Origin of the sequence: Nitrosococcus oceani ATCC 19707 (genome assembly GCF_000012805.1) — a bacterium.
Lineage (GTDB): Bacteria > Pseudomonadota > Gammaproteobacteria > Nitrosococcales > Nitrosococcaceae > Nitrosococcus > Nitrosococcus oceani.
Genome location: NC_007484.1, coordinates 2,065,308 through 2,089,754, shown reverse-complemented (window position 1 = coordinate 2,089,754; position 24,447 = coordinate 2,065,308). Strand labels below are relative to the sequence as shown.

The window sequence follows — 24,447 nt, the reverse complement described above, 5'->3', positions numbered from 1 at the left end:
GTCGCCCGACTTCTGTCGTCTCCAACTCTGCTACACCCATGCTTCCGGAGCCGCTGACGGTGCGATGAAGTTCTCGTTACCCATTGGATAGCCGGGAACGGAAACGATCTCGTCCAGTGTCTCGGAGCGCGGAATGAGTCACGAGATAAAGCTGAGGTAGACTGGGATACCGAACGTAATCTGGCGGACGGGATCGACGGCAACGGCGCCCCAGTTGAGAATCCCGAAGCTGCCGGGATGAGTGAGTGTACCTTCCAGGCCCGTCGGCGTGTACCGGCCTTGGTAGGGAAGCTGGGCTAGACTGATGCGGCGCATCATTTGGTCAATGGACAATCATCTATTCAAAGGCCGTGGAAGAGCATTGGCAGCCTGGAAGCACAGAGAGGCTACAGGAGAAAAAAAGTAGCTAGACCGAGAAAAGTAAAAAAACCAAGGGCATCCGTGGTTGCCATGAGTACTACCCCACCAGCGAGAGCCGGGTCAATGCCTAGTTTGTACAGGACAAAGGGTATTACGGCCCCGGCCATGGCTCCGTTCAGCAGATTAATAGCCAAAGCTGAGGAAAATACCAAGGCCAAATTGCTATCCTGATGCCAAATCATCATCGTAGTGGCTATCATGAAAGCAAACAATAGGGCATTGATTGTAATCACCCCCAGTTCTTTTCCCAATATTCTGCGTATATTACCGGGCCCTATTTGATCCAGCGCGATGCCTCGAATGACCAGGGTCAAGGTTTGGGTACCGGCAATACCGCCCATACTGGCAACAATGGGCATCAGTACGGCCAGCACCACGAGTCGTTCAATGGAACCTTCAAATTGCTCAATTACCCAGGCAGCGAGGAAGGCATTGATCAAATTGATGCCTAGCCAGACTGCCCGCCGTTTAGCGCTCGTGACGATGGGCGCGAAGATATCGCTTTCCTCTTCCAGTCCCGCTGCGCTCATTAGCGCGCGGTCGGCTTCCTCACGGATCACATCCACCACATCATCCACGGTAATGCGACCAATTAATTTGTTATCCTCATCCACTACGGGGGCGGAGAGCAGATCGTAATCCTCAAATAACCGCGCCACTCTTTTCGCGGATGCCAGAGCGGGAATAGGACTGAGCTCGGCGCGCATGACCTCTGAGACGGTGCGGTTTTCTTCCAAGGAGACTAGATCGCTGAGGGAAAGCATGCCTATATAGCGGGAAGCGCGGTCAACCACAATGATTGCATCCATATGCTCAGGAAGTTCTCCCTGTTGGCGCCGGATTCTGCGCAAATAGCGCAGCACCGTATCGAGGGTGGCATCGCCTCGGACCGCTACTGCATCCACGTCCATCAGACCGCCAGCAGTGTCATCGGGATAGCGGCGCACGGCCTCAAAGCGTTGCCGCCGCCGCTCATCCATGGCTTGCAGAACGGCCGCCCGGACTTTTTCCGGTAAGCGCTCATAGAGATCAGCCAAATCGTCTATATCGAGTCCAGAGACTGTTTTAACCAAATTCTCTGGGAGCGATTCTGCAATGAGTCCATCCTGGACTTCTTCATTTAATTCGATGAGTACCGCGCCTTTAGTTTGGGGGGTAAGCAGCTGCCAAATTTGAAGCCGCTTCTCCCAGGGAAAGGCTTCCAGGATATTGGCGATGGTGGGGGGGTCGCTGGTCTCTAGGCGAGTCGTTGCTCGAGCCAGATAGCCAGCGTCTAAAAGCTCTGCCAGGTCAGCGGCGAGTTGGCGGTTATCTTTGGAATTAAACATGGATGTTTAAGGACCCCCTAACGAGGGTGCCTGCCTGCAGCAGGCAGGCCCGCAGACAGGCGAAGTGAAACGGGGTATCGAGCGGGAGGGCCAAAATTGCTTGTTTTTTGCCATGAATGGGCGGTAGTACACGCTTGTTTACGGAACCTAGGGTGGAGAGCACCTGAAGTGAATGGGCGAGGAGTAGCGCAAACCAACGGAGGCCAAGGAAACCCTTTCGCCGAAGGCTGCGAGGAGCCGCGCATTCTCCAGGCGGATGAAGGTTTGTAGGAACAAAATTGAAATCAGTCATGGCGAAACTCCAATTTGTTACCTTGATGTGCCACGGGAATTTTTCTTAGAGAGGGGAATACCTCTTTCCTTCAGGATTGTCCTAGCCTGAAGTTATTCTTCCTGGGGAAAAGGGAAGTTATTGAGCACCCATTTTGGAATCAATGCCTAACCAGGCGATCCATTCATTAAACAAGCTCTCTTCCAGGGCCGCGGCCACTGAGCGCGGCTCCAAGGTAGCGCGGAAGACAGGTTCCCCCGCTAAACTTAAGGCATGGCCGCCCGCTTCGCTCAGTATTAAACTGCCTGCGGCGTAATCCCAGAGCTTTTGTCTGCCGTGGAGGTATACGTGGCCATGACCGGCGGCGATCCAGCACCAGTCCAGGGCTACCGAGCCTAAGCTTCGCTGGGAGCTATAGGGTGGCGCCGTAGCCAGGCGAGTGGCTAATGCTGGGGGGAGGCGTTTAAAATCGACTAATCCGATTCCTTCCTGCAGGGAAAAGCTAGGGCGGCGGCGGCCAAGCAGGTTGCCGTTGAGCCACGCTCCCTGGTCTTTTTGCGCGCTGAAGCAGTCACCACGCAGGGGATCATACACCAATCCTAGCACCACTTCCTGTTTTAAAATCAGGGCTAGGGAGACGCCGAAGCAAGGAATGCCAGCAGCGAAATTACGGGTGCCATCAAGCGGATCGAGGCACCACACTCCTTTATCGGTGTTTGCGAGTAGGCGGGTTTGTATTTTCTCATCCATTTCCTCGCTGAGAAAGTCAAATGCCGGCCAGCGGTCGGCCAAAAGATTACCTATTTGGTTTTGCATGGCCAGATCCGCGTCGGTCAACAAGCTCCCATCGGCTTTTTGCCGGCTGCCTATTTCCGCGAATCGGGGTAGCAACTGTTCTTGGGCGGTGTTGATGACGATTTCACTAAGTTGTTTCAGATCGGGGAGCATATATATTCTATCCGTTATTAAAATAGTGCGTGATTAGAAGGGTAATCCGCTGAGGCAGGCAGAATTCCAGAGAGGTTTTGAAAGCAGGTCTCCCGCGCTAATTGGATAAAATCCTGCATGAAGAATCGCTCCTTTTCCTCCGCCCGTACCGCGGTAAAGAGAGTCGCCCATAGTCCCTCCTTGCCTAGGGGGAGGGCTTTTACCGCGCCTTGCTTTATTTCCTCGACAATGGCCCAGTTAGGGAGCGCGGCCACGCCTCGATTATTGGCTACTAGTTGCAGGATCATGAGGGTAAGCTCCGCGGTTCGCTGACCGGCGGGTTCGATGCCAGCCGGATCTAGAAAATGAGTATAAAGGCTCAGCCGATCCCGGCCCACGGGGTAGGTAATCAAAATTTCCTTTTTGAGATCAGCGGGTTCTACCCAAGCCTTGGCGCCTAGGTGGTGGCGGGGGGGGACCACCAGCATGCCTTGAAATCGGAATAAGGCTTCATAGCTAATATTGGGTAGATCGAGGGGATCGGAAGTTACCACCAGATCGATATCGCCCCGTTCTAGGGCCGGTAGCGGTTCGAAGTTAAAGCCAAGGGAAAGATCCATTTCTACCTCCGGCCAGCGGTTACGAAAGATATCCATGGAAGGCAGGAGCCATTGGAAGCAGCTATGGCATTCCACAGCGATATGGAGCCGTCCGGCGCGTCCATCCGCCATGGAAGCCAGTTCCCGCTCTGCCGCTTCCACCTGGGGTAAGATGGTGGTTGCCAGTTCTAGCAAGCGCTGACCCGCGGACGTTAGCCGTAGGGGATGACTTTTTCTGGTAAACAAGGGGCATTCAAAATGTTCTTCCAAGGCTTTTAGCTGGTGAGAGACCGCCGATTGGGTTAAATGCAGGCGCTCGGCAGCTTGACTGACGCTACCCGTTTCCCGGAGACTGAGTAAAGTTCGGAGATGACGAAGTTCGATAAACATAGTTAAAGTATGAACTACTTTACTTCGCCAGGGAACTACCCTTGTGGCCTGTGGAGAATATAGCGTTTGCGTGGTATTCCGTTGTAATTGATTTTGATAAAAGAATAAATTACGGCCTCTTGGTGATAGCTTAGACTTACGAGAGGACGTAAGGGTATCTGTTGTTGTTGGGCCTGATTGCTGGAGGAGGTGCTAGTCTACTGCTAATCGTTCATCGCTTACGGCGGATGGGATTATCTTCTGTCTCCTTTAGCTTAGCAGATGGAGAGTGCATGGCCGTGCAGGGTCCCTCTGGTGCCGGCAAGAGCTTGCTACTGCGCGCCCTTGCTGATTTAGACCCCCGTGAGGGCGAGATCAGCCTGGATGGTAAATCCTGGGACTCTATTCCCGCGCCCCAGTGGCGGCGGCAGGTGGTTTATTTACCTTCCGAACCAGGCTGGTGGGGTGACTATGTGATTGACCACTTCCCCGACTGGGAGGCTGTAAATCCATGGTTAGAAGCCCTGAATTTGCCTAGGGTGGTCAAAAACCGAACCGTAGAGCGTTTATCTACTGGGGAGCGCCAGCGTCTTGCCTTAGTCCGAGCACTGGCTTTGGAGCCGCGGGTATTGCTGTTGGATGAACCCACCTCTGGATTGGATAATAACACCACCTGCGCAGTTGAACGGGTTCTTAGGGAATGCCTGACGATAGGCACCGGTATCCTTTGGGTAACCCATGATCCAGCCCAGGCCCGGCGGGTCGCCCAGCGTTGCCTTTTTTTGGAAAAGGGCCATGTCCGCGAGGCGTGGCTTTGAATTATATTTCTCTTGGCGTTTTCGATCTGGCCATTGCCTCGGTATTGGTGATTCTCAATGGTGCTTTGTCCTTTTGCTTGAATCTTGGACTGGAACGGCAACTCCTCATCGCCACCTTTCGCATGATTGTGCAGCTAGCTCTTGTAGGGTTAGTGCTCAAAACTCTTTTTGCCCTGTCTTCGCCGGGCTGGACCGGCCTCGCCGCCTTGGTCATGATTCTTTTTGCCGGGCGGGAAATCATGGCTCGCCAGGAACGCAGGATGAGCGGGTTTTGGTCCTATGGTCTGGGGACGGGATGTATGCTGCTGGCGGCCAGCCTGGTCACCGTTTTTGCCTTAACGACGCAAATCCGGCCCGATCCTTGGTATGATCCCCGCTATACCTTGCCCCTGCTAGGCATGATTTTGGGAAATACCATGACCGGGATCAGCTTGGGGCTACATAGCCTTTTAGCCAGCTTGGTGCGGGATCGTAATGCTGTGGAAGCCCAACTGACCTTGGGGGCCACCCGCTGGCAGGCTACCCTTCCTGTGGTGCAGACTGCCCTGCGCAGCGCCTTGATGCCCATTATCAACACCATGGCCGCTACGGGCCTGGTGTCTTTACCAGGAATGATGACCGGTCAGATTTTGGCCGGCGCCGAGCCCATGGAAGCGGTGAAATATCAAATGTTGATTATGTTTTTGATTGCTGGCGGTACGGCGTTCGGATCAGTGATCGCCGTTTTGGGGGCTGTTTACTGGTCGACAGACGCCAGACACCGGTTAAGGCTGGAGCGGCTAAAATCTCCCTAATATTTCTTAATAGCGGGCGGGTAACCGGGCGACCTCCTTCAGTTGCCAGGGGTCCGGTTCGGTGGAGGATTCCAATTGCTCCTCCAAAGTGTCTTCTAGTTCATGGAAAAAATCAAAGCCGGTTTGCTTTTCCACGTCATCAACACTGACCAGAAATTTATCTAGGGGCTCTTTACCCCGCACCCCTTCTTGCTTCACGATAAAGGCAAGCATTTTCTCATGCGAGGGGGCGAAATAGATTTTGTAAAAGGCATCGGGTATTTCCACCCGGTATGAGGATTTAAGCCGCTCGATATTAGGATCGAAAATTGGACCGGTGAATACCCAAATCGTTTTGAACCGCTTGGTGAAATGATTAATTTCTACTTCTTCTAGGCGCTGCCACAATTTTTGATTCAATTTGGGTTTTTGCGGAGTGATATTGGTCATGAGAAAAGTATCCAGCTGAGCCTGTTCTCCATAAAGCCGGCTAATCGCATAGTTGGGCGCCATGTGGCCCCGGTCGTAGCCACTGTGGCGGTAATCATCGTGGGCGATATGGGTTAGATTGCGCCAGTCGGCGCTGAACCGCTGAGGGCGTTTATAGTAAGGCGCGTTATCGGGTATGGTTTCGACCTTGTAACTGACCCATAGGGGGTTACCCCGCAGGTCCGAATAGCCCACCATAAAGCCATCATTACGGAAAATTCGGGTCCAGGTATGGGGCTGTTTCCAATTTTGAGCTTTGGGAACCCCCATGTATACCATTCCGGGGCGGGCAATATACAGTTCGTAGCCATACCAGAATCCGCTTGTCAGCACCAGTAGTAGCAAAACAAGGGGGCGCTGACGCCCCAATTGCCAAACGGTAAGAAAGACTTGAAAAGGGTTTATTTTTTTTTGCCTTGCCATGGGTTGCCTGTGAATTTATGGTGACAAAGAGAGAATAAAGCGAGCTATTTGCTCAGAGCCATTAGGGCCAAAACGCTCCCGGGAAGGTAAATTGAGATAATAAGGTAATTGGGAAATCCAATCGCCCCTGTTAAATTGGGTTTCATTCATGGCAAAACCGTCCATCTCTTTTTTCGCAAATTTATCGAGTATCTCTGATTCCCGGAAATGGGTTCGGATGATATAGCCAAATGGGATGCCCGCCCAGTAGGTTTCGGCCAGGGTACTGTAGCCTAGCTTTCCCAATACCAGATCCGAGGCTTGGATTAAATCCGGATGGAAAAATTCGGAATGGTGGGGTAAAAAAACTATATTTTCATGACGTTGTAGACTCTCACCCACCCCGGGAATGATAAAAAACAGGGCTTGCTGGGCAGCTATTTGCGCTAGAAAGGGGTAGTGTCCTGGGGGAATGCCGCCCATGCTAATTAAAATAACTGGAGCATTCTGAGGCAGGCTGAGTTTGCTTCGAATTTGTTGCCTAAAAAGTCTGGCTTTTCGGGAAACGGGCGGAGTGGTTAAATCAACCGGTGTGGGGTGGCAAGCTGGTTGAGTTTGAATATGATAATCCGCTGTTTCAAATAAACCCTTAAAAAAATCAATATATTTGCCGATTTCTGGATGCTGGCTAAGGTAACTTTGGTAAATCCAATCCCAGGTGAAGTTTTCAATGAGAACTGCCGGTATTTCTGCTTCCTTGGCTACTGTGATTCCCAAAGGCGAGATATCGCATAGCATAAGCTCACATTGGTTTTTTTGGATTTGCTTGGCAAGTCTAACCACTTGAGAGGGGTTAAAAGGAAGGAAGCGGTCAAGAGCATGTAGCGTGTGCTTCAAATCTTCATGTAAGGGCGATTTCTGAACAATGCCAATATCGGTTAGCAAGGCATGATAATTAAAATTTCCCTGTAGGGAGCCTTGGAAGAACCAAGGGGGAACCTGAGTATAAATTTCAAATTGGATTTTAGAAAGATTTTTCCGTAATGCGTCCATGACCGCGCAGGCTCGCGCCGCATGGCCAAAACCATGGGAGGTGATAAAGTAAGCGATAGTTTTCACGCTGTGGGCCTATCTTGTAATCAATATATCAGCAGATTAACCGATAGTGTAAAGGTATAAGTCCTCATTCGGTAGGGGAGCCTCTTATGGGTAATATCTATTAGGGGGGATTAGCTCTTACTTAAGGATTAGTGAAAGGATTCGTAGAGGCGCTTTAGCATTATTATTGGTTTTCTACAAAATATTTTTTACATATAGAGGTCTTTCAATGGGAATGACGGGTATTATTGCTTTAGGGGTAATCGTAGCAATGATTTTGTATGTCATTGTGATTTACAATCGACTAGTAGCCTTTAAAAACCGCTATAAAAATGCGTTTGCACAAATCGAGGTTCAGTTAAAACGCCGCTATGATTTAATCCCTAATCTAGTAGAAACAGCTAAAGGATACTTGCAACACGAGCGAAAAACCCTGGAGGCGGTCATTGCTGCTAGAAACCAGGCGGTGACAGATTTGAGGCAAGCTGCTTCTGATCCTGGCAGTGGGGATGCAATTAATCGGTTATCCCATGCGGAGCAAACGCTTACTGGTGCGCTTGGTAAGCTTAATATTGTTGTGGAAGATTACCCCGATCTTAAAGCCAACCAAAATATGATGCAGCTCAGCGAAGAGCTGACGAGTACAGAAAACAGAGTTGCCTTCGCCAGACAATCGTTTAACGATGCGGTCATGCATTACAATACTTATAAACAATCATTTCCGCAGAACATGCTTGCTGGTATGTTTGGCCATGGTCCGGATTCGGCATTATTACAGTTTGAGGATAGCCAAGCTATTCAGGCCGTTCCAAGCATTTCATTTTAATAAAAGCCTTTCCATTGAAATTGGTGTCCCATGGATTTTTTTCAAGCGCAAAATGATGCCCGTCGGAATACAAACCGCTTTGTCCTGCTTTTTATTGTTGCGGTAATGGTATTGGTCCTGCTGACCAATTTTTTGGTGATGGCATTTATGGGGGCGTTCTCGGCCTATTTTGGTAATGATTTGGTAATGGGCCGTTATGCCGATAGCCTTTTAGCAAGCGGTGGCAATTCCGCGGATATCCTTTCATGGGCTTTCTGGAAAGCCTTTTTGCGCGTATTCGATTGGCAAATGTTTTTTGGCGTTGGGTTTATAGTCACGGCTATTGTGGCTGCGGCGAGTTTTTATAAAATTATGGCGCTTTCCTCTGGCGGTAAAGTGGTTGCGGAAATGTTGGGCGGACGTTTGATTCGCCCAAATACCGAGCTACCATCGGAGCGTAGAGTACTTAATATCGTTGAGGAAATGGCAATCGCCTCTGGTACGCCCGTGCCCCTTGTTTATGTCTTACCAGAGGCAGGGATTAATGCTTTTGCTGCTGGTTTTACGCCAGGCGATGCAGTAATTGGAGTGACCGAAGGTAGTATACGGCATTTAAACCGCGATCAGCTACAGGGAGTGATTGCCCATGAATTTAGTCATATTCTTAATGGCGATATACGACTCAATATTAGATTGATGGGTTTGCTCCATGGCATATTGATAATTAGTATTATCGGTTCTTATTTATTACGTTACAGAAGTTCCTCTCGAAGGAGGCGGAGCGATAGTACAGCTGCCACCGTTGTCTTGGGGCTTGGGTTAGTGGCGATTGGTTCTGTTGGATCTTTTTTTGGCAGTCTTATTAAAGCATCGGTAAGCCGCCAACGGGAATACCTTGCCGATGCTTCCGCCGTGCAATTTACCCGTAATCCGGATGGTATAGCCGATGCTTTAAGAAAAATTGGAGGTTTTGCTGAAGGTTCAACATTAGAAAGCCCCTCGGCAGCAGAGGTAAGCCATGCCTTTTTTGCTAATGGTGTTCGTTCAATGCTAGCTTCCTTTTTGGCAACCCATCCTCCTTTGGGCGATCGGATTCGTCGTATTCAACCCCATTGGAACGGGGAATTCCTGGAAGCCGGACGCCAAGCCGATGAAATAATCTCCACGGAGACCCCAGAGCCAGTAGCGAATCAAAGCTTTCCTTTTCAGGGTGCGATTTCTCCAGCAGTGGCGGATATTGCTTTTGCCATGAATAACGTTGGCCGTCCTCAGCAGCAACATCTGGAGTATGCACATGCCCTTATTGACCAAGTCCCTAATGAGCTTATTGAAGCAGTGCGGGAACCTTATGGCGCTAGAGCCTTAATTCATGCCTTAGTTATAAATAAGGACTCCGAGGTTCGAAAATCGCAGTTAGAGCATTTAGAAAAGCAGGGAGATCAAGGTGTTCATGAGTTAACGGCTCGATTATTAACCCTCGTTGATGCCTTGGGGAATCAATTTCGGTTACCCTTGATAGAAATCAGCATTGCTTCAATGCGCCAGCTATCGCCATCACAATACCAATTATTTAAAAAGAATCTTTCCGTATTGATTGAGGCAGATAATAAAATTAGTATTTTTCAGTGGGCTCTACAGAAGATTGTCTTCCATAATTTGGATTCTGGGTTTAACAAACCTTCAGTATTTTCCGTTACCGGGAAATATTCCGCTCTATCTCAGTTAGAAAATGAAATTGGTATTCTATTGTCTTTATTAGTTCATGCCGAGCATGATAATTACAAGGATGCTGAAAAAGCTTTTAATGCAGCAAAAAGACAGTTGGATAATATCCATATAAAGCTACTACAAAGTTCAATCATTAATTTAAATGAACTTGATACTGCAATTGATCGATTAGCGTTGCTCAAGCCATTGCTCAAACCCCGTGTTTTGAAGGCATGTGCTGCTTCTATTACGGTAAACAATCATGTTTCTGTAATAGAGGCCGAATTGTTACGCGCCTTCTCCGCGGCGATAGATTGTCCCATGCCCTTGTTACTCAATCCCTTAAATAAGGGGTAAAATTGCCTAGGGATATTGTTACTGCCGTGGAGCTTATGGTGTCGCCTTGCTTACCGCTTCGTGGATCTCCTCAAATTAAGCCCGTCTCTAATTTCTTCTAACCCTTGGCTGAGATGGGTAAAGGCGTGGTTGAAAATCCCCGGTGTCTGTTTTTTGACTTTCTGGAGAGGGGAGCGGGCGAGTAGTTTACGGAGTGTTTTCTGAATATCGCTGATTACCCCGCTATCCTCAACATTATGTAGAGGAATGCTTTGCCGGTCTGTCCTTATGCTGACATCGTTTGAAATGCTTCTTGATATTTTTTAAGATCCTTTTCAGAGAAACAGACGAAATAGATTTGCTTGATCCCGGGATTTTGGTCAAGAAATGCCTTCACCTCCTGAAGGGCGATCCGGCAAGCCCGCTCAAGGGGAAAGCCGTAGGCGCCGGTGCTAATAGAAGGAAAGGCAAGTGTTGAAATCTTCTTTGCTAGCGTAATCTTTAGGCTATTTCGGTAACATTGGGCTAGAAGTTGATCCTCGTTATGCTGACCTCCCTTCCAGATAGGGCCGACCGTGTGAATGATGTATCTTGCTGGGAGCTGGTATCCCCTGGTGAGTTTAGCTTCTCCCGTCTTGCAGCCGCCTAGGCTCCGGCATTCCTCCTTGAGTTCTGGCCCAGCGGCCCGGTGGATGGCCCCATCCACGCCTCCCCCCCCTAAAAGAGTTTGATTAGCGGCGTTGACAATGGCATCCACCTCCATTTTCGTAATATCACCTTGCATGATGGTGATGCGTGGATCATTCATTTCGGTTCTCCTTTTGAATTCAGGTTTTTTGACGCCTTAATTGCTAGAGGATAGCGAAGCGGCCGCCAGAGGCAAGTTGGTCCACCGCCAAGGGGAGCAGGGGCAGGGTTATTAAAGCCTCTTCTAGGTTAGATTTACGTTGAAAAATACGAAAGAGATTGGACAGCCTCGCTCAATGTGGCACGATTGCAACGCTGGCAAGGCCGAGCGACAATAGCACAGAGGACGCCTGCCAAATGCTTCGCTGCTGGGCCGGGGGAAGATAGTTGGTGGTCTATGGAAGCTTTTGGCGCAAAAGGCCAGGGAAGCTGGCCTAGCGAGGGGTCTTTTCCTGATCTTAAATGATTATGGGTAAATAGGCCTTGGGAAAGTCAAACTCTAAATTATTATGCTAAAGAAGGTAATTAATGGACAGAAAGAAGAAGAGTATCAGCAGTGCCGACCTCAGCAAGTTAATGAGGATGTGGCTGCTAATTATTCCAATAATAGTCGCTATTATTGGCTCGGCAACGCTTACTAGTATGTGGTTAGCTTCACGGTCGGACTCCTCGACTACGATACATAGCCGAATTACTGATATAGATAAAGATCTGCTTAACAATATTGGAAGGGATTTCCGTAACACCTATCTCCAATTTCTTAGAGTCAAAATAAATCCAGGTTCCGATCCGGAAAGGGTAGAGCAACTGGATGAAAGGCTTACTGAACTGATGTTTCAAGAGAGAGAAATTATCCAGAAATATGACCCTTTCTATGCTACCGAGCGGCCTTCGACCATGGAAATTCTTTTTGAGATAATAGCGGAAGTTCCCTATCCTATTGTTTTTACTATTGCTGTAGTGGTAGGTATATTTTTGTTTTTGATTACCAGATATCTGGCACTTTTTATCATAATGAGGCGATACACGCCCAGTTACGTTAAGGAAGTATAAGGAAGGTGCCCTAAGAAAAAGCGCTAGCGGCTGGCTAGCTAATATAGAAAAAGGCCCTAATGATTAAATCTTTTTTCCATGCTGGGGTTGTTGCCGCCATTTTTCTTGGTTTAAATGGTTGCAATGATCCCACTCCCCAACTTTCGGAACCGCCGCCGCCAGAGGTCACGGTTGCCCACCCTATCCAACGGGAGATCGTCGAATGGGACTACTATACAGGGCGTACCGAAGCGGCTAAGACCGTAGAAATCCGCGCTCGGGTCAGTGGTTATCTTGATGAAATTGCTTTTGAGCCAGGCAAGATTGTTGAGAAAGGGGATTTGCTGTTCGTCATTGATCAACGTCCTTACCAGGCGGTGCTGGCCCAGGCCCGGGCGGGTTTGAAGCGGGCCCGGGCCCAGCTTACTTTGGCGATAACGGAACTTGAGCGCGCCGAGCAGTTGGTGGGAAGAAAACTGATTGCCCGTGAGGAATACGATCAACGGCTTGCCGAGCGGCAGGTTGCCCAAGCAGAAGTCATGGAAATGCAGGCTGCCGTTGAATCTGCTCGCCTTGATCTTAACTTTACCGAGATCAGGGCGCCCATAGGGGGGCGTATTAGCCGGCAGTTGGTGGATGGGGGCAACTTGATTATCGGGGGAGGCGAGGGTAATGCTACTTTGCTCGCCATCTTGGTTTCCATTGATCCCATTTATGTTTATATCGATGCCGATGAACGGGCAGTGCTTAAGTATAGGCGCTTGCACCAAGAAGGTAGTCGGGTGAGTGCACGCTATGCGCGAATTCTAGCCCAAGTGGGCCTTGCGACAGACAAAGACTTTCCTTTTCAAGGGATTATCGACTATGTTGCGCCCCGGGCAAACCCCTCTACCGGCACTGTACGCGCTCGGATTGTCATCCCTAATCCGGATGATCAGTTAAGCGGTGGTTTTTTCGCCCGGGTGCGAATACCTGGAAGTGGCCGCTATCGGGCCACATTGATTACGGATCGGGCGATTAGTCAGGACCAGGGGCAAAAATTCGTTTATGTGGTAAACGATGAGAATAAGGTCGCCTACCGCCGGGTTGAGTTGGGTCCTATCGTGGATGGTTTGCGCATTGTTCGTGCTGGTCTGGAGCCGGAGGAGCGGATCATTATCAAAGGCGTCCAACGGGCCCGGGAAGGTATCGAAGTTAGCCCCCAGTTGGCACCCATGACGGCCCCGGAGGCTTCTACCCAAACCAGCGCTAAGCCACTTATTTTGGAGGCTGGCAAAGAATTTTCTCCCGGCCAAGGTTAAGGGTACATCGATGAATTTTGCCCGTTTTTTCACGGATCATCCGGTATTCGCGTCGGTACTATCGATCCTAATTATTATTATCGGCAGTCTTGCTATCCTGACTCTTCCTATTGAACGCCATCCCCAGATTGCCCCGCCGACAGTCGTCGTAAGCACCACTTATCCTGGCGCCAGTGGAGAAACGGTGGCTAAAACCGTCGCCACTCCCCTTGAGCAGGAAATCAACGGCGTTGAGGACATGCTGTATATGTCTTCCCAGGCAACTAACGATGGGGCGCTTCGGCTCACCATTACCTTTGAATTGGGCACTGATCTAGATAAGGCTCAGGTGCTGGTGCAAAACCGGGTGGCGTTGGCGGAGCCTCGGCTGCCGGAAGAGGTCCGCCGGATGGGGATCTCGGTGCGTAAGAGCTCGCCTGATTTGAGTTTGGTTGTCAATATTATTTCGCCGGATCAACGCTATGATCAAATCTACCTCAGTAATTATGCCCTTATCCATGTTCGCGAGGCCCTGGCGCGGTTGCCGGGGGTAGGAGATATCGCCCTGTTTGGAGGTCGTGATTACAGTATGCGGGTCTGGCTGGATCCGGAGAGTCTTGCTTCCCGTGAACTGACAGCAATGGATGTGGTGCGCGCCATTCGGGAGCAGAATGTGCAGGTTGCTGCAGGTACTTTAGGCGAACCCCCCATCCCTGGTAGCACCGATCTGCAACTGACTGTTAATACCATGGGGCGGCTTACCGAGGCCGAGCAGTTTGGCAAGATCATTGTTAAAACCGGCACTGAGGGGCAAGTGACCTATGTTCGTGATATCGCGCGTATTGAACTGGGCGCCGCAAGCTATGCTTCTAACCTCTATCTCGGCAGTCAACCTACCGTTGGAATCATCATTTTTCAGCGGCCGGGCAGCAATGCCCTGGAGACCAAGCAGGCTGTGATGGAAACCATGGAACGGTTAGCCAAGGATTTCCCTCCCGGAATCGCCTACCGTGTGGTCTATGACACCACCACTTTTATTGAAGAATCGGTGAAATCGGTGGTCAAAGTACTGTTTGAAGCAGTGCTCATCGTGTTGGTGGTGGTGCTGGTGTTTCTGCAAAATTGGCGTGCGACCTTAATTCCCATGCTGGCGGTTCCTGTCTCTCTGATTGGCACCTTTGCGGTATTGGCGGCCTTGGGGTTCTCCCTCAATACCCTGACGCTAGCGGCGATGGTACTGGCCATTGGCATTGTCGTGGATGACGCCATTGTGGTGGTGGAAAACGTGGAGCGTAACCTGGAGGCGGGCCTGCCGCGCCGGGAAGCTACCCTCAAGGCCATGGGGGAGGTGTCGGGAGCGATCATTGCCATGGCTTTGGTGCTAGGGGCGGTGTTTATCCCCACTGCTTTCATCTCGGGGGTGACGGGGCAATTTTATCAGCAATTTGCGCTGACTATCGCTGCCGCTACTATTATTTCGGCCATTAACTCGTTAACTTTGAGTCCGGCTCTAAGCGCTATTTTTTTGAAGTCTCCGGATGAAAAGAAGGATTTTTTACAGCGTTGGCTTGATCGGCTTTTTGGCTGGTTTTTTAAGGGATTTAATTGGGTTTTTGGCTGGTTTTGGACTAAATATACACTGCTTATTCGCCGCCTCGTGCGGATGAGCGTGCTGATGCTAGGAATCTACGGCGGGTTGCTAGGGCTCACCTACCTGGGGTTTACCCAAGTGCCGACCGGTTTTATTCCCCAGGAAGATCAGGGCTATTTGATTGTCTTTGCCCAGCTTCCGGACGCAGCTTCCCTGGAGCGCACCGATGCGGTGCTTCGTCGGGCCAACGAAATTATTCTCGATACGAAGGGTATATTGAGTACCAATGCGGTGGCGGGATGGTCAGTGATCATGCGCGGGAATCAGCCTAATGTGGGCACTATTTTCGTCATTCTAGATCCTTTCTCCGAGCGCACAGAGGAAAACTTGGGTGCTAACGCTATTGCCGAAACGCTCCAGCAGCGGCTCGGCGAAATCCAGGAAGCCTTTATCGGGGTCTTTCCTCCTCCCTCGGTGCGGGGTATCGGTAACCTCGGCGGATTTAAGATGGAGATCCAGGATCAAGGAGGACGTGGGTTGCATGCTCTGCAAGATGCGGTGGAACAGGTGATTATCACGGGAAATCAAACCCCTGAATTGAGTGGATTATTTACCACCTTCCGAGCCAATGTTCCCCAGATTTATTTGGATATTGACCGTACCCAAGCGCGCTCCATGGGGGTGCCCCTTAGTAATGTTTTCGATACCCTGCAAGTTTATCTGGGCTCCCTCTATGTCAATGATTTTAATCTTTTTGGCCGTACTTTTCGGGTTGTAGCCCAGGCGGATGGAGCGTTTCGCGACCAGCCTGAAGATATCTATCTGCTGAAAACCCGTAACGTGAGTGGTGAGATGGTGCCCCTTGGCGCCTTAGTGGATATTCAAGAAACTACGGGTCCTGATAAAGTCAATCGTTACAACCTATTTCCTGCCGCAGAGGTAAATGGCGATGCGATGCCTGGAATTAGTTCAGGACAGGCTATTTCTTTGATGGAAGCCATTGCCGAGCGTGAATTACCCCGGGGATTTGGTTTTGAATGGACGGAACTGACTTATCAGCAAATCCTGGCGGGCAATACCGCCGTTTATATCTTCCCCCTCTGTGTGCTGTTCGTTTTTCTCGTGCTCGCTGCCCAGTATGAAAGCTGGTCGTTGCCGTTGGCGGTGATCCTGATTGTGCCCATGTGTCTGCTGTCTGCCATTATGGGGATCTGGTTCATGGGTATGGATAATAATATTTTTACCCAAATCGGTTTTATCGTGCTTATCGGGCTGGCGAGTAAAAATGCGATCCTAATCGTTGAGTTTGCCAAGCAATTACAGGATAAACAGGGTTTGAACCGGTATAAGGCCGCAGTAGAATCCTCCAGGTTGCGCTTGCGCCCCATCCTCATGACCTCTTTTGCTTTTGTTTTTGGGGTATTGCCCCTGGTGATCGCCGAGGGGGCTGGAGCGGAAAGCCGGGAACTCCTTGGAGTGGCCGTTTTAAGTGGTATGCTTGGGGTCACCTTTTTTGGCCTTGTGTTCACACCCATTTTCTATGTTGTGGTTCGCACATTTGTAGAGCGCCGCCAGGTGCGGGTGCGAGCCGAGATGCCTAAGCCAGTTCATAAAGAGGGGGATATTGAGCCGCTAACCCCTGGTAACTCAGATTAACGAAGGGGCGTTGATTTTTGCTCCCAGGCCCTTGCTGCTTCAAGCGAGCAATCCGCGTACGGTCTAGAGTAAAATATTATGACCTTGACTCTTCCCCCTCCTATCCGCTTTGGCCGGGAAATCTGCGGCGACCTTGCACAGGGAGAACGGCGTGAGTGGTGGCTGACCAATAGCCTTGGCGGTTACGCTGCCGGCACGGTGGCGGGAACCCTGACGCGGCGCTACCATGGTTTGCTGATTGCCCCCCTAACACCACCCCTAGGACGTTTTCTGGTTTTCGCCAAGGCTGAGGCAAGTTTACTTTACCAGGACCAGGTAATCCCCCTATTTACTAACCGCTGGGCAAGTGGCGCAGTCGATCCAAGGGGTTATGTCCATTTGGAATCCTTTGAGCTTCAAGGCCGGATGCCAGTTTGGCGTTTTGCCGTGGGTGATCTAGCCCTGGAAGCGCGCCTCTGGCTGGAACCAGATGCCCACACTACTTACTTGGCCTATCGGTTGGTAAATCCATCGTCTTCCTCTTCCTCTGGGGGCTCGGTTCGCCTTCGCCTCAAGCTGCTGGTGAATGCCCGGGATCACCACGGTACCGCCTCGCCTGGAGCGTTGAGCCCAGTGATGGAAGGGGAGGCGGATCGGCTGCGGGTGATTCACCCCCACTGGTTCAGTTTGTATTTTCGTGCTCAAGGAGGTTCCATAACCAGAGAGTCCTCCTGGATTGAAGATTTTGATCTTTCCCTGGAACGGGAGCGGGGCCTGCCGGATCGTGATCGCCATCTTTGTGTGGGGCAAGCTGAACTGAGTCTGTCTTGGAAAGGTTGGGTAGGCATGGTAGCCAGTCTCCAGCCAGAGACTTCTTCCCTGGAAGAAGCCATGGAGCGTTTTCAGGCTCATGAATTAAAGGTGTTAAGGCGGGCTAGCACCGGCGTTAAAGAGGAATTTAAAGCGCCCTCCTGGATTCGGCGGTTAGTGCTAGCGGCGGATAGCTTTCTTTTTGCCCGCCCTCTCCCTAACCACCCGAAGGGGGAATCGGTCATCGCCGGTTATCCCTGGTTTGGGGATTGGGGCCGGGATACCATGATCGCCTTGCCGGGACTGACCCTGGTGACGGGTCGCTTTGAGAGCGCCCGCCGGATTTTGGAGACCTTTGCCGAGTTTATCGACCAAGGACTATTGCCGAATTGGTTTCCAGGCAAAGGCGAGACGCCGGAATATAATAGCGCCGATGGTGCCCTTTGGTTTATTGAAGCCTGGCGGGCTTATGTGGCGGCCACGGATGACCGAATGGCGCTCAAGCGCTGGTTTGGGGTGCTCGAAGAAATTGTGCGGAAATACCAACAAGGGACTCGCCATGGCATTGGCATGGACCTGGCGGATGGGTTGATTGCTATCAGGGCACCAGGATTGCAGCTTACCTGGATGGATGCCAAGGTGGGTGAATGGGTGGTCACGCCCCGCCAGGGCAAGCCAGTGGAGATCAATGCCTTGTGGTTCAATGCCTTGTGGGCCCTGGCCTCCTTGGCGGAAGCACTGGGCCAGTCCGATTTACCTTACCGGGACTTGGCTAGGAAGACCCAGCGGGGCTTCCAACGTTTTATAAGGCCGGAAGGGGAGGGTTTATTCGATGTCATCGATGGACCTGAAGGAGCGGATAGGGCCGTCCGGCCCAATCAGATTTTGGCGGTGAGTTTGCCCCACAGTCCCCTTGATGCCACCGCCCAGGCTGGGATAGTGCGCCAGTGTGGACGGGAGTTGCTGTGCTCCTATGGACTGCGTTCCCTCTCTCCCGCCCACCCGGCTTATCAGCCCCACTATCAGGGGGATGTTTGGGCCCGGGATGGGGCTTATCACCAGGGGACGGTATGGGCCTGGCTGTTGGGCCATTACGCCCTGGCCCACTATCGAGTCCATGGGGATGGAGCAGCGGCCCAGAATCTGCTTGCGCCTGTGGGGGATCACCTTCTGGACGCTGGCCTTGGCACGGTGAGCGAAATTTTCGATGGAGCGCCTCCCCATCGGCCCCGGGGGGCGCCCGCTCAAGCCTGGTCGGTAGCCTGTGTACTCCAAGCCTGGTGGCAGCTTGAACAGACTAAAGATTAAAGATAAATCACTAAAATAACGGGAGCGCCCCATGGCCGAGAAAAAAATAATTCCAGCCGAACAGCAGCGTCTTGCCGCTCAGCGCCAGGGCCAGGAGAATTGGTCCCTGTGGGGACCTTACTTGGCCGAGCGGGCCTGGGGCACCGTGCGGGAAGACTATAGCCCAGCGGGCACCGCCTGGGAATATTTTGACCATGATCAAGCCCGCTCCAGAGCCTATCGCTGGAGCGAGGACGGCATGGGCGGTATCTGCGATGAACAACAGCGGTTGTGTTTGGCCCTGGCCCTGTGGAATGGCTGCGATCCTATTCTCAAGGAACGGGCCTTTGGTCTGACCGGTAACCAGGGCAATCATGGGGAAGATGTGAAGGAATACTATTTTTACCTGGATGGAACCCCTAGCCATAGTTGGTTGCATTATCTCTATAAATATCCTCAGGCCGAGTATCCTTATGCTCAAATCGTGGCGGAAAACGCCCGGCGAAGCCGGGAGCAGCCTACGTTAAATCTGCTGGATATGGGGGTTTTTGACGATAGCCGTTACTGGGATGTGGCGGTCCAATATGCCAAGGTAACGCCGGCGCAGATCCAGATGCGGATCCTGGCCCACAATCGTGGTCCAGAGGAAGCCACCCTCCATCTCTTGCCCACGCTATGGTTCCGGAACACCTGGTCCTGGGGTGGGGAAGAGGAAAAACCCCGCTTGCAGGGGATCCCGGCTCCAGGGGGCGCAGAGTGGGCGGTGCGTGCCGTGCATCCCACCCTGGGAACCTATTTTCTCTATGGACGGCAAGTTGCCCAGAGTCTCTACACGGAAAATGAAAGTCATGCCCAGCGTTTATGGGATCAGCCCAACCCTTCGCCCTGGGTAAAAGATGCTTTTCACCGCTATGTGATCCAGGGGGAGGAAAAGGCAGTTAATGAAGCCGGGGAGGGGACAAAGTTTGCCGCTTGGCATCAAGTGACAGTGGTAGGCGGAGGGCAAGCAAGCATGGAACTCATGCTCTCGGCCCAGCCCCTGGAAGCTCCTTTTGCCGGGTTTTCTGAAAGGTTAACCCAACGGCAAGCCGAGGCGGATGATTTTTTTCGGCAATTACTGCCGGAGGGGACTGGCGAGGACCAGCAGATTTTGCGCCAAGCCCTGGCAGGGATGATTTGGAACAAGCAATTTTTTCATTACGATGTAGCCCGCTGGCTGGACGGGGACCAATTTCCGCCACCGGCAAACCGGAAGAAGGGACGTAACCGGCGATGGCGGCATTTCAAGGCGGCCGATGTGCTTTCGGTCCCCGATAGCTGGGAATTTCCTTGGTTTGCCGCTTGGGATCTCACCTTTCACTGCGGTGTGCTGGCCTTGATGGACGTGGATTTTGCCAAACGGCAGATGGAGTTGCTATTGCGGGAAGATTATTTACACCCTAATGGGCAGATTCCTGCCTATGAGTGGGCCTTTGGCGATGTGAACCCACCGGTCCATGCCGCCGGCGCCCTCAAGGTCTTTCGGGCCGAGCGGGTCCAACGGGGCCAAGGCGATTTGGGCTTCCTGCAACGGGTGCTACACAAACTCCTGCTGTACTATGCCTGGTGGCTCAATCGCAAGGATAGTGAAGGAAACGGTTTGTTTGAGGGCGGGTTTCTGGGACTGGACAATATTTCGGTCTATGATCGTTCCCAGCCCCTGCCGCCGGGCTATCGACTGAAGCAAGCGGACGCTACGGGCTGGATGGCCATGTTCGCCTTAAATCTCACGGTCATGGCTTTGGAAATTACCACCGAGGACCCGGGTTACGAGGACATCGCCATTCAATGTTATGCCCAGTTTCTGGCGATTGCCAATGTGATTGGCGGCCATAGTGCCGATGGCCCCTCCCTGTGGGATCCCAAGGACAATTTTTTCAAGGATCTTATTCTGGAGCCAAACGGTCAGTACCGGCGCATTGATGTGTTTTCCTGGGTGGGACTCATTCCCCTTTTTGCCTGTGAGATTGTCGATTCCCGCTTGCTTGCCAAGGCGCCCCGCTTTCAGGCCCTATTAGAGAGGTACCCAGGAGGATTTTTTGATGGCCATACGATTTGCGCTTGCCCAGCGCGGGTTAATGATCGGGGCGAGCATCTTTTATCCCTAGTGGACCACACCATGTTACCCGCTCTGTTGCAGCGGTTATTGAGGGAGGAGGAATTCTTATCTCCTTATGGTATCCGCAGCCTGAGTCGTCTCCATGCCACCCAGCACGATCTGGGGATGCTGCCGGGGATTGGCGAGGCGCTCATTAAGTATGAGCCTGGCGAGTCGCGATCGCCCCTATTTGGCGGCAACTCCAACTGGCGCGGGCCAATATGGATGCCTGCCAATTATTACTTGCTCCAGACCTTAGAAAAATTTCACCGTTATTTGGGGGATAATTTTAAAGTCCCGGTGCCATGCCTCGGAGGCCAGGAATTGACCCTGCAAGCTATTTCCCACCTGCTCGCGGACCGTCTAGCGAATATTTTTCGCCGCTCACCCCAGGGCAACCGGCCTCTCTTTCCGGCGGATAGCCCCTTCCAAAATGATCCCCACTGGCAGGATTTGCTGCTATTTTGTGAATATTTTCATGGCGAGACCGGGCAAGGTTTAGGCGCGGCCCATCAGACCGGCTGGAGCGGTTTAGCCGCCAATTTAATCCTGCGCCACTACCGCAAGGACATTCCTTTGTTCTGGCGTAAAAAAGAAATGGAGCGTTGAAGGAGTGTCCGTAAATACATCATCAGTATTTGGTAAAGGAAATATTACGGGAAAGATGATAGAGAATAGCTGTTTGGTAACCCGCCAATCTCTTACCCGAGCAGGTTATCTCTTGTTGGGGCCCCAACAGCCCTTGTGGCCCTGCAAATGCGCCTCGAACAATCTTACCTCTTGTCTGAAATATCATGCCTACGATATGATGCCGCCATATAAGCTTTCCCCATTTCTTTACGGAAATTCCATATTTTTTCATGACTACATTATCTAAGGAGAAGGTAAATGAAATCAATTACGCTGCTATTGCTTGTCGGACTTGGAGGCTTCGTCCTCTATGGTAACGCTTATGCCCTAAACGCGCATGCCTATAATGGCAGTTATTGTGATAATTATCATGGTGCTGAGGTGGGGGATTTTACTCGCGGCTTCAATGGAATCAAAAATAATGCCAACGCTGGTCGATATATTTCCTGCCCCGTCCTAGTGGATGAAAGTGGCAATATTGATGGTACTGATAAGGTAGCACTGTATTACACGGGGACGGGTACCGTTAGTTGCGTCCTGTTTAGTCAAAATGCGGATGGTTCGACGCGCCAGTCTAGAACAGCTAGCCGCACTAATAGCGGTTGGCTCTCGATTCCGAATATCACCGACGATGATTATTGGGGCAGTTATTCGATGTATTGTTACCTTCCCCCCCAAGGTGTCTTGAATACTATCTGGGTAGGTGAGACGAATGTCAACCGGTGATGATTATTGGGGTAGCTATTCGATGTACTACTGCTATTTTTCCCCAAGGTGTCTTGAATATTATCTGGATAGGTGAGAAGGATTAGTGGATGCATCATCCGGGTGATATAAAGGGGGAGAGTACCTATTGAAAACATTCCACCTCTTGATCGTTATTAGCGGTCTTGCTGTGCTATCTATCGGCGTTTATATCACTTTGTTTAGTACTCCAGACGATGTAACTTCGCATTCGAGCAACATGATATTAACGGAGGAGGGCGTAAGGAATGATGAGGGGGATGAATCTGTTCCTTCCTTAGTGGCTTTAGAGCAAGAGATGGCTCTACTCAAGATGGAGCTGGCTGCCTTAAAGCAAACAAGTACTAGCTCAAACCGTTTGCAACAGGAAATAGTGAAGCTAAAGAAAGAAGTTATGGTTTTGCGGGGAAGAGTTGAAAGCCTTCCTGGTAAAGGCGAATACGGTAGTAATGTAGAGAATGAAGGGGATTCCCCTGCTTCGGCGCAGCTTACTGAGCAAGACATGATCGCGGCGGCCGAGGAAGAGGATTATAAATATCGTAAGCGCATGGAAATCATGGAGCGTGTTTTTTTATCAGAGAATATTGATCCTCAATGGTCAACTAAGACGAGCGGCCTGATTACTCAGCATTTAGAGAAAGGGGAGCAGACAAAAACTAACTTAGAAGATGTGGATTGCCGCGCAACATTATGTCGCGTTGCTGTCAATCATCAGGATGCCGCCGTCGCTGAGGAATTTCAACTTCAGTTTCCCATGCAAATGGCTGAGGCGCTTCCTCAGATTAATTATCTCTATGAACAGCAAGCGGATGGAAGTGTCAGCATGGTGATGTATTTAGCCCGAGATGGCTACGACTTGCCCCAAGTAACACAACTCGACCAACAAAGAGTTCAATGACAATGTCATTCTTAAGAAATCTGCTTCCATCCTTCAGGAGATAGGTAGCTCTAGTTATTTCGCTTATGCGGAGCAGTAGCGGGGATCGGTATAGCTTGATGGGCTTGGAGAAACCTTTTGGAGTTTACGGCTAAGTCTCACTCGTTTGTTCCCAACAAACTCGCTCGCCTTGCTACAATCCGCGTTTCGCCGGAGGCCATAGGCGGTAATCATACGGTTACTGCCTCCGGTTTGTGTACCCTTCCACGCGGATATCTTCCTGGCCTCCTGCTGGTAGCTAAACTCAAAATATTCCTGGCCGCATTGATATTCCGATTATGGGTAACGCCACACTCACAACTCCACTCTGACTTTCAATGGCATGGACTCTTGCATGGTTCCTCACACCGAACATACTTTACTTGTGGGTGTCCACCTGGAAGAACTCTTGGCCATACCGCTTGATCTTAATATTCCAAGTGGGGTGGTTGGCCTTGGCGCATTTTCAGAAGGGGCAAAGCCCTTGGGAAGAGGGGATGATGCTCCAGGTCCATGAGAAGACGGTGCTAAAGTGGCTCAGGCATTTTAGGGCCGAGGGTGTAGAGGGAATGGCCGAGCAGCCGGGTCGTGGAGCTAAAGGGCGGTTGAAAGCTGAACAGGAGCCCCTCCTAGCCCAAGCACAGGCGAAGGGCTCGGGTGGACGGCTCAGGGGAGAAGAGCTCCGGACCTTGCTCGCTGAACCCTTTGGCGTGGCGTACTCCCTTAGCGGGGTGTAGGGGGTAGTGCACCGGGCCGGGTTCTCCTGGATCAGCGCCCGTTCCAAGCACCCCAGCGAAATTCCCAGGCGCAAGAGGCGTTTAAAAAAACTTCGCTGATTCCGAGCGAGTGTCCGAAGGCCCTCATGCGGTCGTCCTCGTCGATGGAACGGGCGGCCGAAGGGAGGAACAACCTTTCGCTGCTAAAGCTCCCGCCCGCTTCCCCGGAGCTCAACCCCGTGGAGTTGCTGTGGCGACAACTTCGCCAGCGTTACCTTGCTAACCGATGCTTTAAGAACGATGAGGACTTTATGCAGGCCTGTTGCCAGGCTTGGAATGGGCTCACCGCGCTCCCCGGCACACTCCACCAGTTGGGTACGCGCTCCTGGGCTACTTGGGAGCCCTAATTATTAGGAATGGTATAAGTCAGCCATAAGCTTATGGAGCCGTTCTGTTGACTGCCTTCAACCTTGCGCGATAGCTGCCGTTGAACCTTCCTTTTGAAGCAGGGGTATTTTGCCCTGCCTACAAAGAAAATTTTGAACGCTGTATTTTGTCCCCTAGCTTCTGACTGAATACCGTCGGGGCACTGGCTTTTTTCAAGCATTCATAGTACTTATATTGACGTGCATAATAATAT

Annotated in this window: 21 protein-coding genes; 13 read left to right on the top strand and 8 right to left on the bottom strand. The window is 51.2% G+C overall.

All coding sequences use genetic code 11. The features are described 5' to 3' along the window. Positions 1-138: 138 nt before the first annotated feature. The 5 genes from NOC_RS16905 to NOC_RS09895 form a co-directional block, all read right to left on the bottom strand. Positions 139-333 carry a hypothetical protein gene (locus NOC_RS16905; RefSeq protein ID WP_174878641.1) on the bottom strand — a complete coding sequence of 65 codons (195 nt, stop codon included), beginning with the start codon at positions 331-333 and terminating at the stop codon, positions 139-141. A gap of 53 nt (positions 334-386) precedes the next feature. Continuing rightward, a complete protein-coding gene (mgtE, locus tag NOC_RS09910) occupies positions 387-1,748 on the bottom strand; it encodes a magnesium transporter (RefSeq protein ID WP_002811666.1) in 1,362 nt (453 codons plus the stop codon). After that, positions 1,741-2,040, bottom strand: coding sequence for a hypothetical protein (locus NOC_RS16900; RefSeq protein WP_011330778.1), 300 nt, complete (start codon positions 2,038-2,040; stop codon positions 1,741-1,743). Before NOC_RS16900 ends, mgtE begins: the two co-directional genes overlap by 8 nt. A 117-nt stretch (positions 2,041-2,157) precedes the next feature. Beyond that, positions 2,158-2,967 (bottom strand): inositol monophosphatase family protein, encoded by an 810-nt coding sequence (locus NOC_RS09900; protein WP_002808649.1) that lies wholly within the window; start codon positions 2,965-2,967, stop codon positions 2,158-2,160. A 17-nt stretch (positions 2,968-2,984) separates the two neighbouring features. Further along, on the bottom strand, positions 2,985-3,935 hold the full coding sequence (locus NOC_RS09895; protein ID WP_002809305.1) for a LysR family transcriptional regulator: 951 nt from the start codon (positions 3,933-3,935) through the stop codon (positions 2,985-2,987). Between the two features lie 164 nt (positions 3,936-4,099). On the opposite strand from NOC_RS09895, the gene NOC_RS09890 reads away from it, so the two are divergent. Together NOC_RS09890 and NOC_RS09885 are read left to right on the top strand one after the other, a co-directional pair. After that, positions 4,100-4,732 (top strand): ABC transporter ATP-binding protein, encoded by a 633-nt coding sequence (locus NOC_RS09890; RefSeq protein ID WP_002808771.1) that lies wholly within the window; start codon positions 4,100-4,102, stop codon positions 4,730-4,732. Further along, positions 4,729-5,526, top strand: a complete 798-nt coding sequence (locus tag NOC_RS09885; RefSeq protein WP_197054442.1) for an ABC transporter permease — start codon at positions 4,729-4,731, stop codon at positions 5,524-5,526. Before NOC_RS09890 ends, NOC_RS09885 begins: the two co-directional genes overlap by 4 nt. A 6-nt stretch (positions 5,527-5,532) precedes the next feature. Here NOC_RS09885 and NOC_RS09880 read toward each other — a convergent pair whose 3' ends face one another. Both NOC_RS09880 and NOC_RS09875 read right to left on the bottom strand, forming a co-directional pair. Continuing rightward, the gene (locus tag NOC_RS09880) at positions 5,533-6,417 is read right to left on the bottom strand and encodes a DNA/RNA non-specific endonuclease (RefSeq protein ID WP_002810801.1); all 885 of its coding nucleotides are present in this window, start codon (positions 6,415-6,417) and stop codon (positions 5,533-5,535) included. Between the two features lie 15 nt (positions 6,418-6,432). Next, positions 6,433-7,515: a glycosyltransferase family protein gene (locus NOC_RS09875; protein WP_002808994.1), complete on the bottom strand. Its 1,083-nt coding sequence runs from the start codon at positions 7,513-7,515 to the stop codon at positions 6,433-6,435. A 208-nt stretch (positions 7,516-7,723) separates the two neighbouring features. Between NOC_RS09875 and NOC_RS09870 the strand changes: the two genes are divergently transcribed. Then, complete coding sequence (locus tag NOC_RS09870; protein WP_002809004.1) at positions 7,724-8,320, top strand: LemA family protein; 597 nt, start codon at positions 7,724-7,726, stop codon at positions 8,318-8,320. Positions 8,321-8,350: 30 nt separating this feature from the next. Then, positions 8,351-10,363, top strand: coding sequence for a M48 family metallopeptidase (locus tag NOC_RS09865; protein ID WP_002809101.1), 2,013 nt, complete (start codon positions 8,351-8,353; stop codon positions 10,361-10,363). 265 nt (positions 10,364-10,628) lie between these two features. On the opposite strand, the gene NOC_RS09860 is transcribed toward NOC_RS09865, so the two are convergent. Continuing rightward, positions 10,629-11,150, bottom strand: a complete 522-nt coding sequence (locus NOC_RS09860) for an O-acetyl-ADP-ribose deacetylase (protein ID WP_002810152.1) — start codon at positions 11,148-11,150, stop codon at positions 10,629-10,631. A gap of 407 nt (positions 11,151-11,557) precedes the next feature. On the opposite strand from NOC_RS09860, the gene NOC_RS09855 reads away from it, so the two are divergent. The 9 genes from NOC_RS09855 (at position 11,558) to NOC_RS09810 (ending at position 24,214) form a co-directional block, all read left to right on the top strand. Further along, on the top strand, positions 11,558-12,082 hold the full coding sequence (locus NOC_RS09855; RefSeq protein WP_011330776.1) for a hypothetical protein: 525 nt from the start codon (positions 11,558-11,560) through the stop codon (positions 12,080-12,082). Between the two features lie 59 nt (positions 12,083-12,141). After that, the gene (locus NOC_RS09850) at positions 12,142-13,362 is read left to right on the top strand and encodes an efflux RND transporter periplasmic adaptor subunit (RefSeq protein ID WP_002811790.1); all 1,221 of its coding nucleotides are present in this window, start codon (positions 12,142-12,144) and stop codon (positions 13,360-13,362) included. Between the two features lie 10 nt (positions 13,363-13,372). Then, positions 13,373-16,588: an efflux RND transporter permease subunit gene (locus NOC_RS09845; RefSeq protein ID WP_002811225.1), complete on the top strand. Its 3,216-nt coding sequence runs from the start codon at positions 13,373-13,375 to the stop codon at positions 16,586-16,588. A gap of 78 nt (positions 16,589-16,666) precedes the next feature. Beyond that, positions 16,667-18,685 carry an amylo-alpha-1,6-glucosidase gene (locus tag NOC_RS09840; protein ID WP_002809326.1) on the top strand — a complete coding sequence of 673 codons (2,019 nt, stop codon included), beginning with the start codon at positions 16,667-16,669 and terminating at the stop codon, positions 18,683-18,685. Positions 18,686-18,716: 31 nt separating this feature from the next. Beyond that, positions 18,717-21,410, top strand: coding sequence for an MGH1-like glycoside hydrolase domain-containing protein (locus NOC_RS09835; RefSeq protein WP_002809019.1), 2,694 nt, complete (start codon positions 18,717-18,719; stop codon positions 21,408-21,410). Between the two features lie 279 nt (positions 21,411-21,689). Beyond that, the gene (locus NOC_RS09825; protein ID WP_002811411.1) at positions 21,690-22,157 is read left to right on the top strand and encodes a hypothetical protein; all 468 of its coding nucleotides are present in this window, start codon (positions 21,690-21,692) and stop codon (positions 22,155-22,157) included. 127 nt (positions 22,158-22,284) lie between these two features. Further along, entirely contained in the window at positions 22,285-23,073 is a 789-nt protein-coding gene (locus NOC_RS09820; RefSeq protein ID WP_011330775.1) for a hypothetical protein, read from the top strand. A gap of 440 nt (positions 23,074-23,513) precedes the next feature. After that, a complete protein-coding gene (locus NOC_RS09815) occupies positions 23,514-23,828 on the top strand; it encodes a helix-turn-helix domain-containing protein (protein ID WP_155814828.1) in 315 nt (104 codons plus the stop codon). 125 nt (positions 23,829-23,953) lie between these two features. After that, positions 23,954-24,214, top strand: a complete 261-nt coding sequence (locus NOC_RS09810; RefSeq protein WP_081430970.1) for a transposase — start codon at positions 23,954-23,956, stop codon at positions 24,212-24,214. The last annotated feature ends 233 nt before the right edge of the window (positions 24,215-24,447 follow it).

Excerpts from the sequence above, each read along its gene's own strand:
- mgtE (WP_002811666.1), bottom strand. The coding sequence starts at position 1,748 with ATGTTTAATTCCAAAGATAACCGCCAACTCGCCGCTGACCTGGCAGAG.
- NOC_RS16900 (WP_011330778.1), bottom strand. The coding sequence starts at position 2,040 with ATGACTGATTTCAATTTTGTTCCTACAAACCTTCATCCGCCTGGAGAA.
- NOC_RS09900 (WP_002808649.1), bottom strand. The coding sequence starts at position 2,967 with ATGCTCCCCGATCTGAAACAACTTAGTGAAATCGTCATCAACACCGCC.
- NOC_RS09895 (WP_002809305.1), bottom strand. The coding sequence starts at position 3,935 with ATGTTTATCGAACTTCGTCATCTCCGAACTTTACTCAGTCTCCGGGAA.
- NOC_RS09880 (WP_002810801.1), bottom strand. The coding sequence starts at position 6,417 with ATGGCAAGGCAAAAAAAAATAAACCCTTTTCAAGTCTTTCTTACCGTT.
- NOC_RS09870 (WP_002809004.1), top strand. The coding sequence starts at position 7,724 with ATGGGAATGACGGGTATTATTGCTTTAGGGGTAATCGTAGCAATGATT.
- NOC_RS09865 (WP_002809101.1), top strand. The coding sequence starts at position 8,351 with ATGGATTTTTTTCAAGCGCAAAATGATGCCCGTCGGAATACAAACCGC.
- NOC_RS09860 (WP_002810152.1), bottom strand. The coding sequence starts at position 11,150 with ATGAATGATCCACGCATCACCATCATGCAAGGTGATATTACGAAAATG.
- NOC_RS09855 (WP_011330776.1), top strand. The coding sequence starts at position 11,558 with ATGGACAGAAAGAAGAAGAGTATCAGCAGTGCCGACCTCAGCAAGTTA.
- NOC_RS09850 (WP_002811790.1), top strand. The coding sequence starts at position 12,142 with ATGATTAAATCTTTTTTCCATGCTGGGGTTGTTGCCGCCATTTTTCTT.
- NOC_RS09845 (WP_002811225.1), top strand. The coding sequence starts at position 13,373 with ATGAATTTTGCCCGTTTTTTCACGGATCATCCGGTATTCGCGTCGGTA.
- NOC_RS09840 (WP_002809326.1), top strand. The coding sequence starts at position 16,667 with ATGACCTTGACTCTTCCCCCTCCTATCCGCTTTGGCCGGGAAATCTGC.
- NOC_RS09835 (WP_002809019.1), top strand. The coding sequence starts at position 18,717 with ATGGCCGAGAAAAAAATAATTCCAGCCGAACAGCAGCGTCTTGCCGCT.
- NOC_RS09825 (WP_002811411.1), top strand. The coding sequence starts at position 21,690 with ATGAAATCAATTACGCTGCTATTGCTTGTCGGACTTGGAGGCTTCGTC.
- NOC_RS09810 (WP_081430970.1), top strand. The coding sequence starts at position 23,954 with ATGCGGTCGTCCTCGTCGATGGAACGGGCGGCCGAAGGGAGGAACAAC.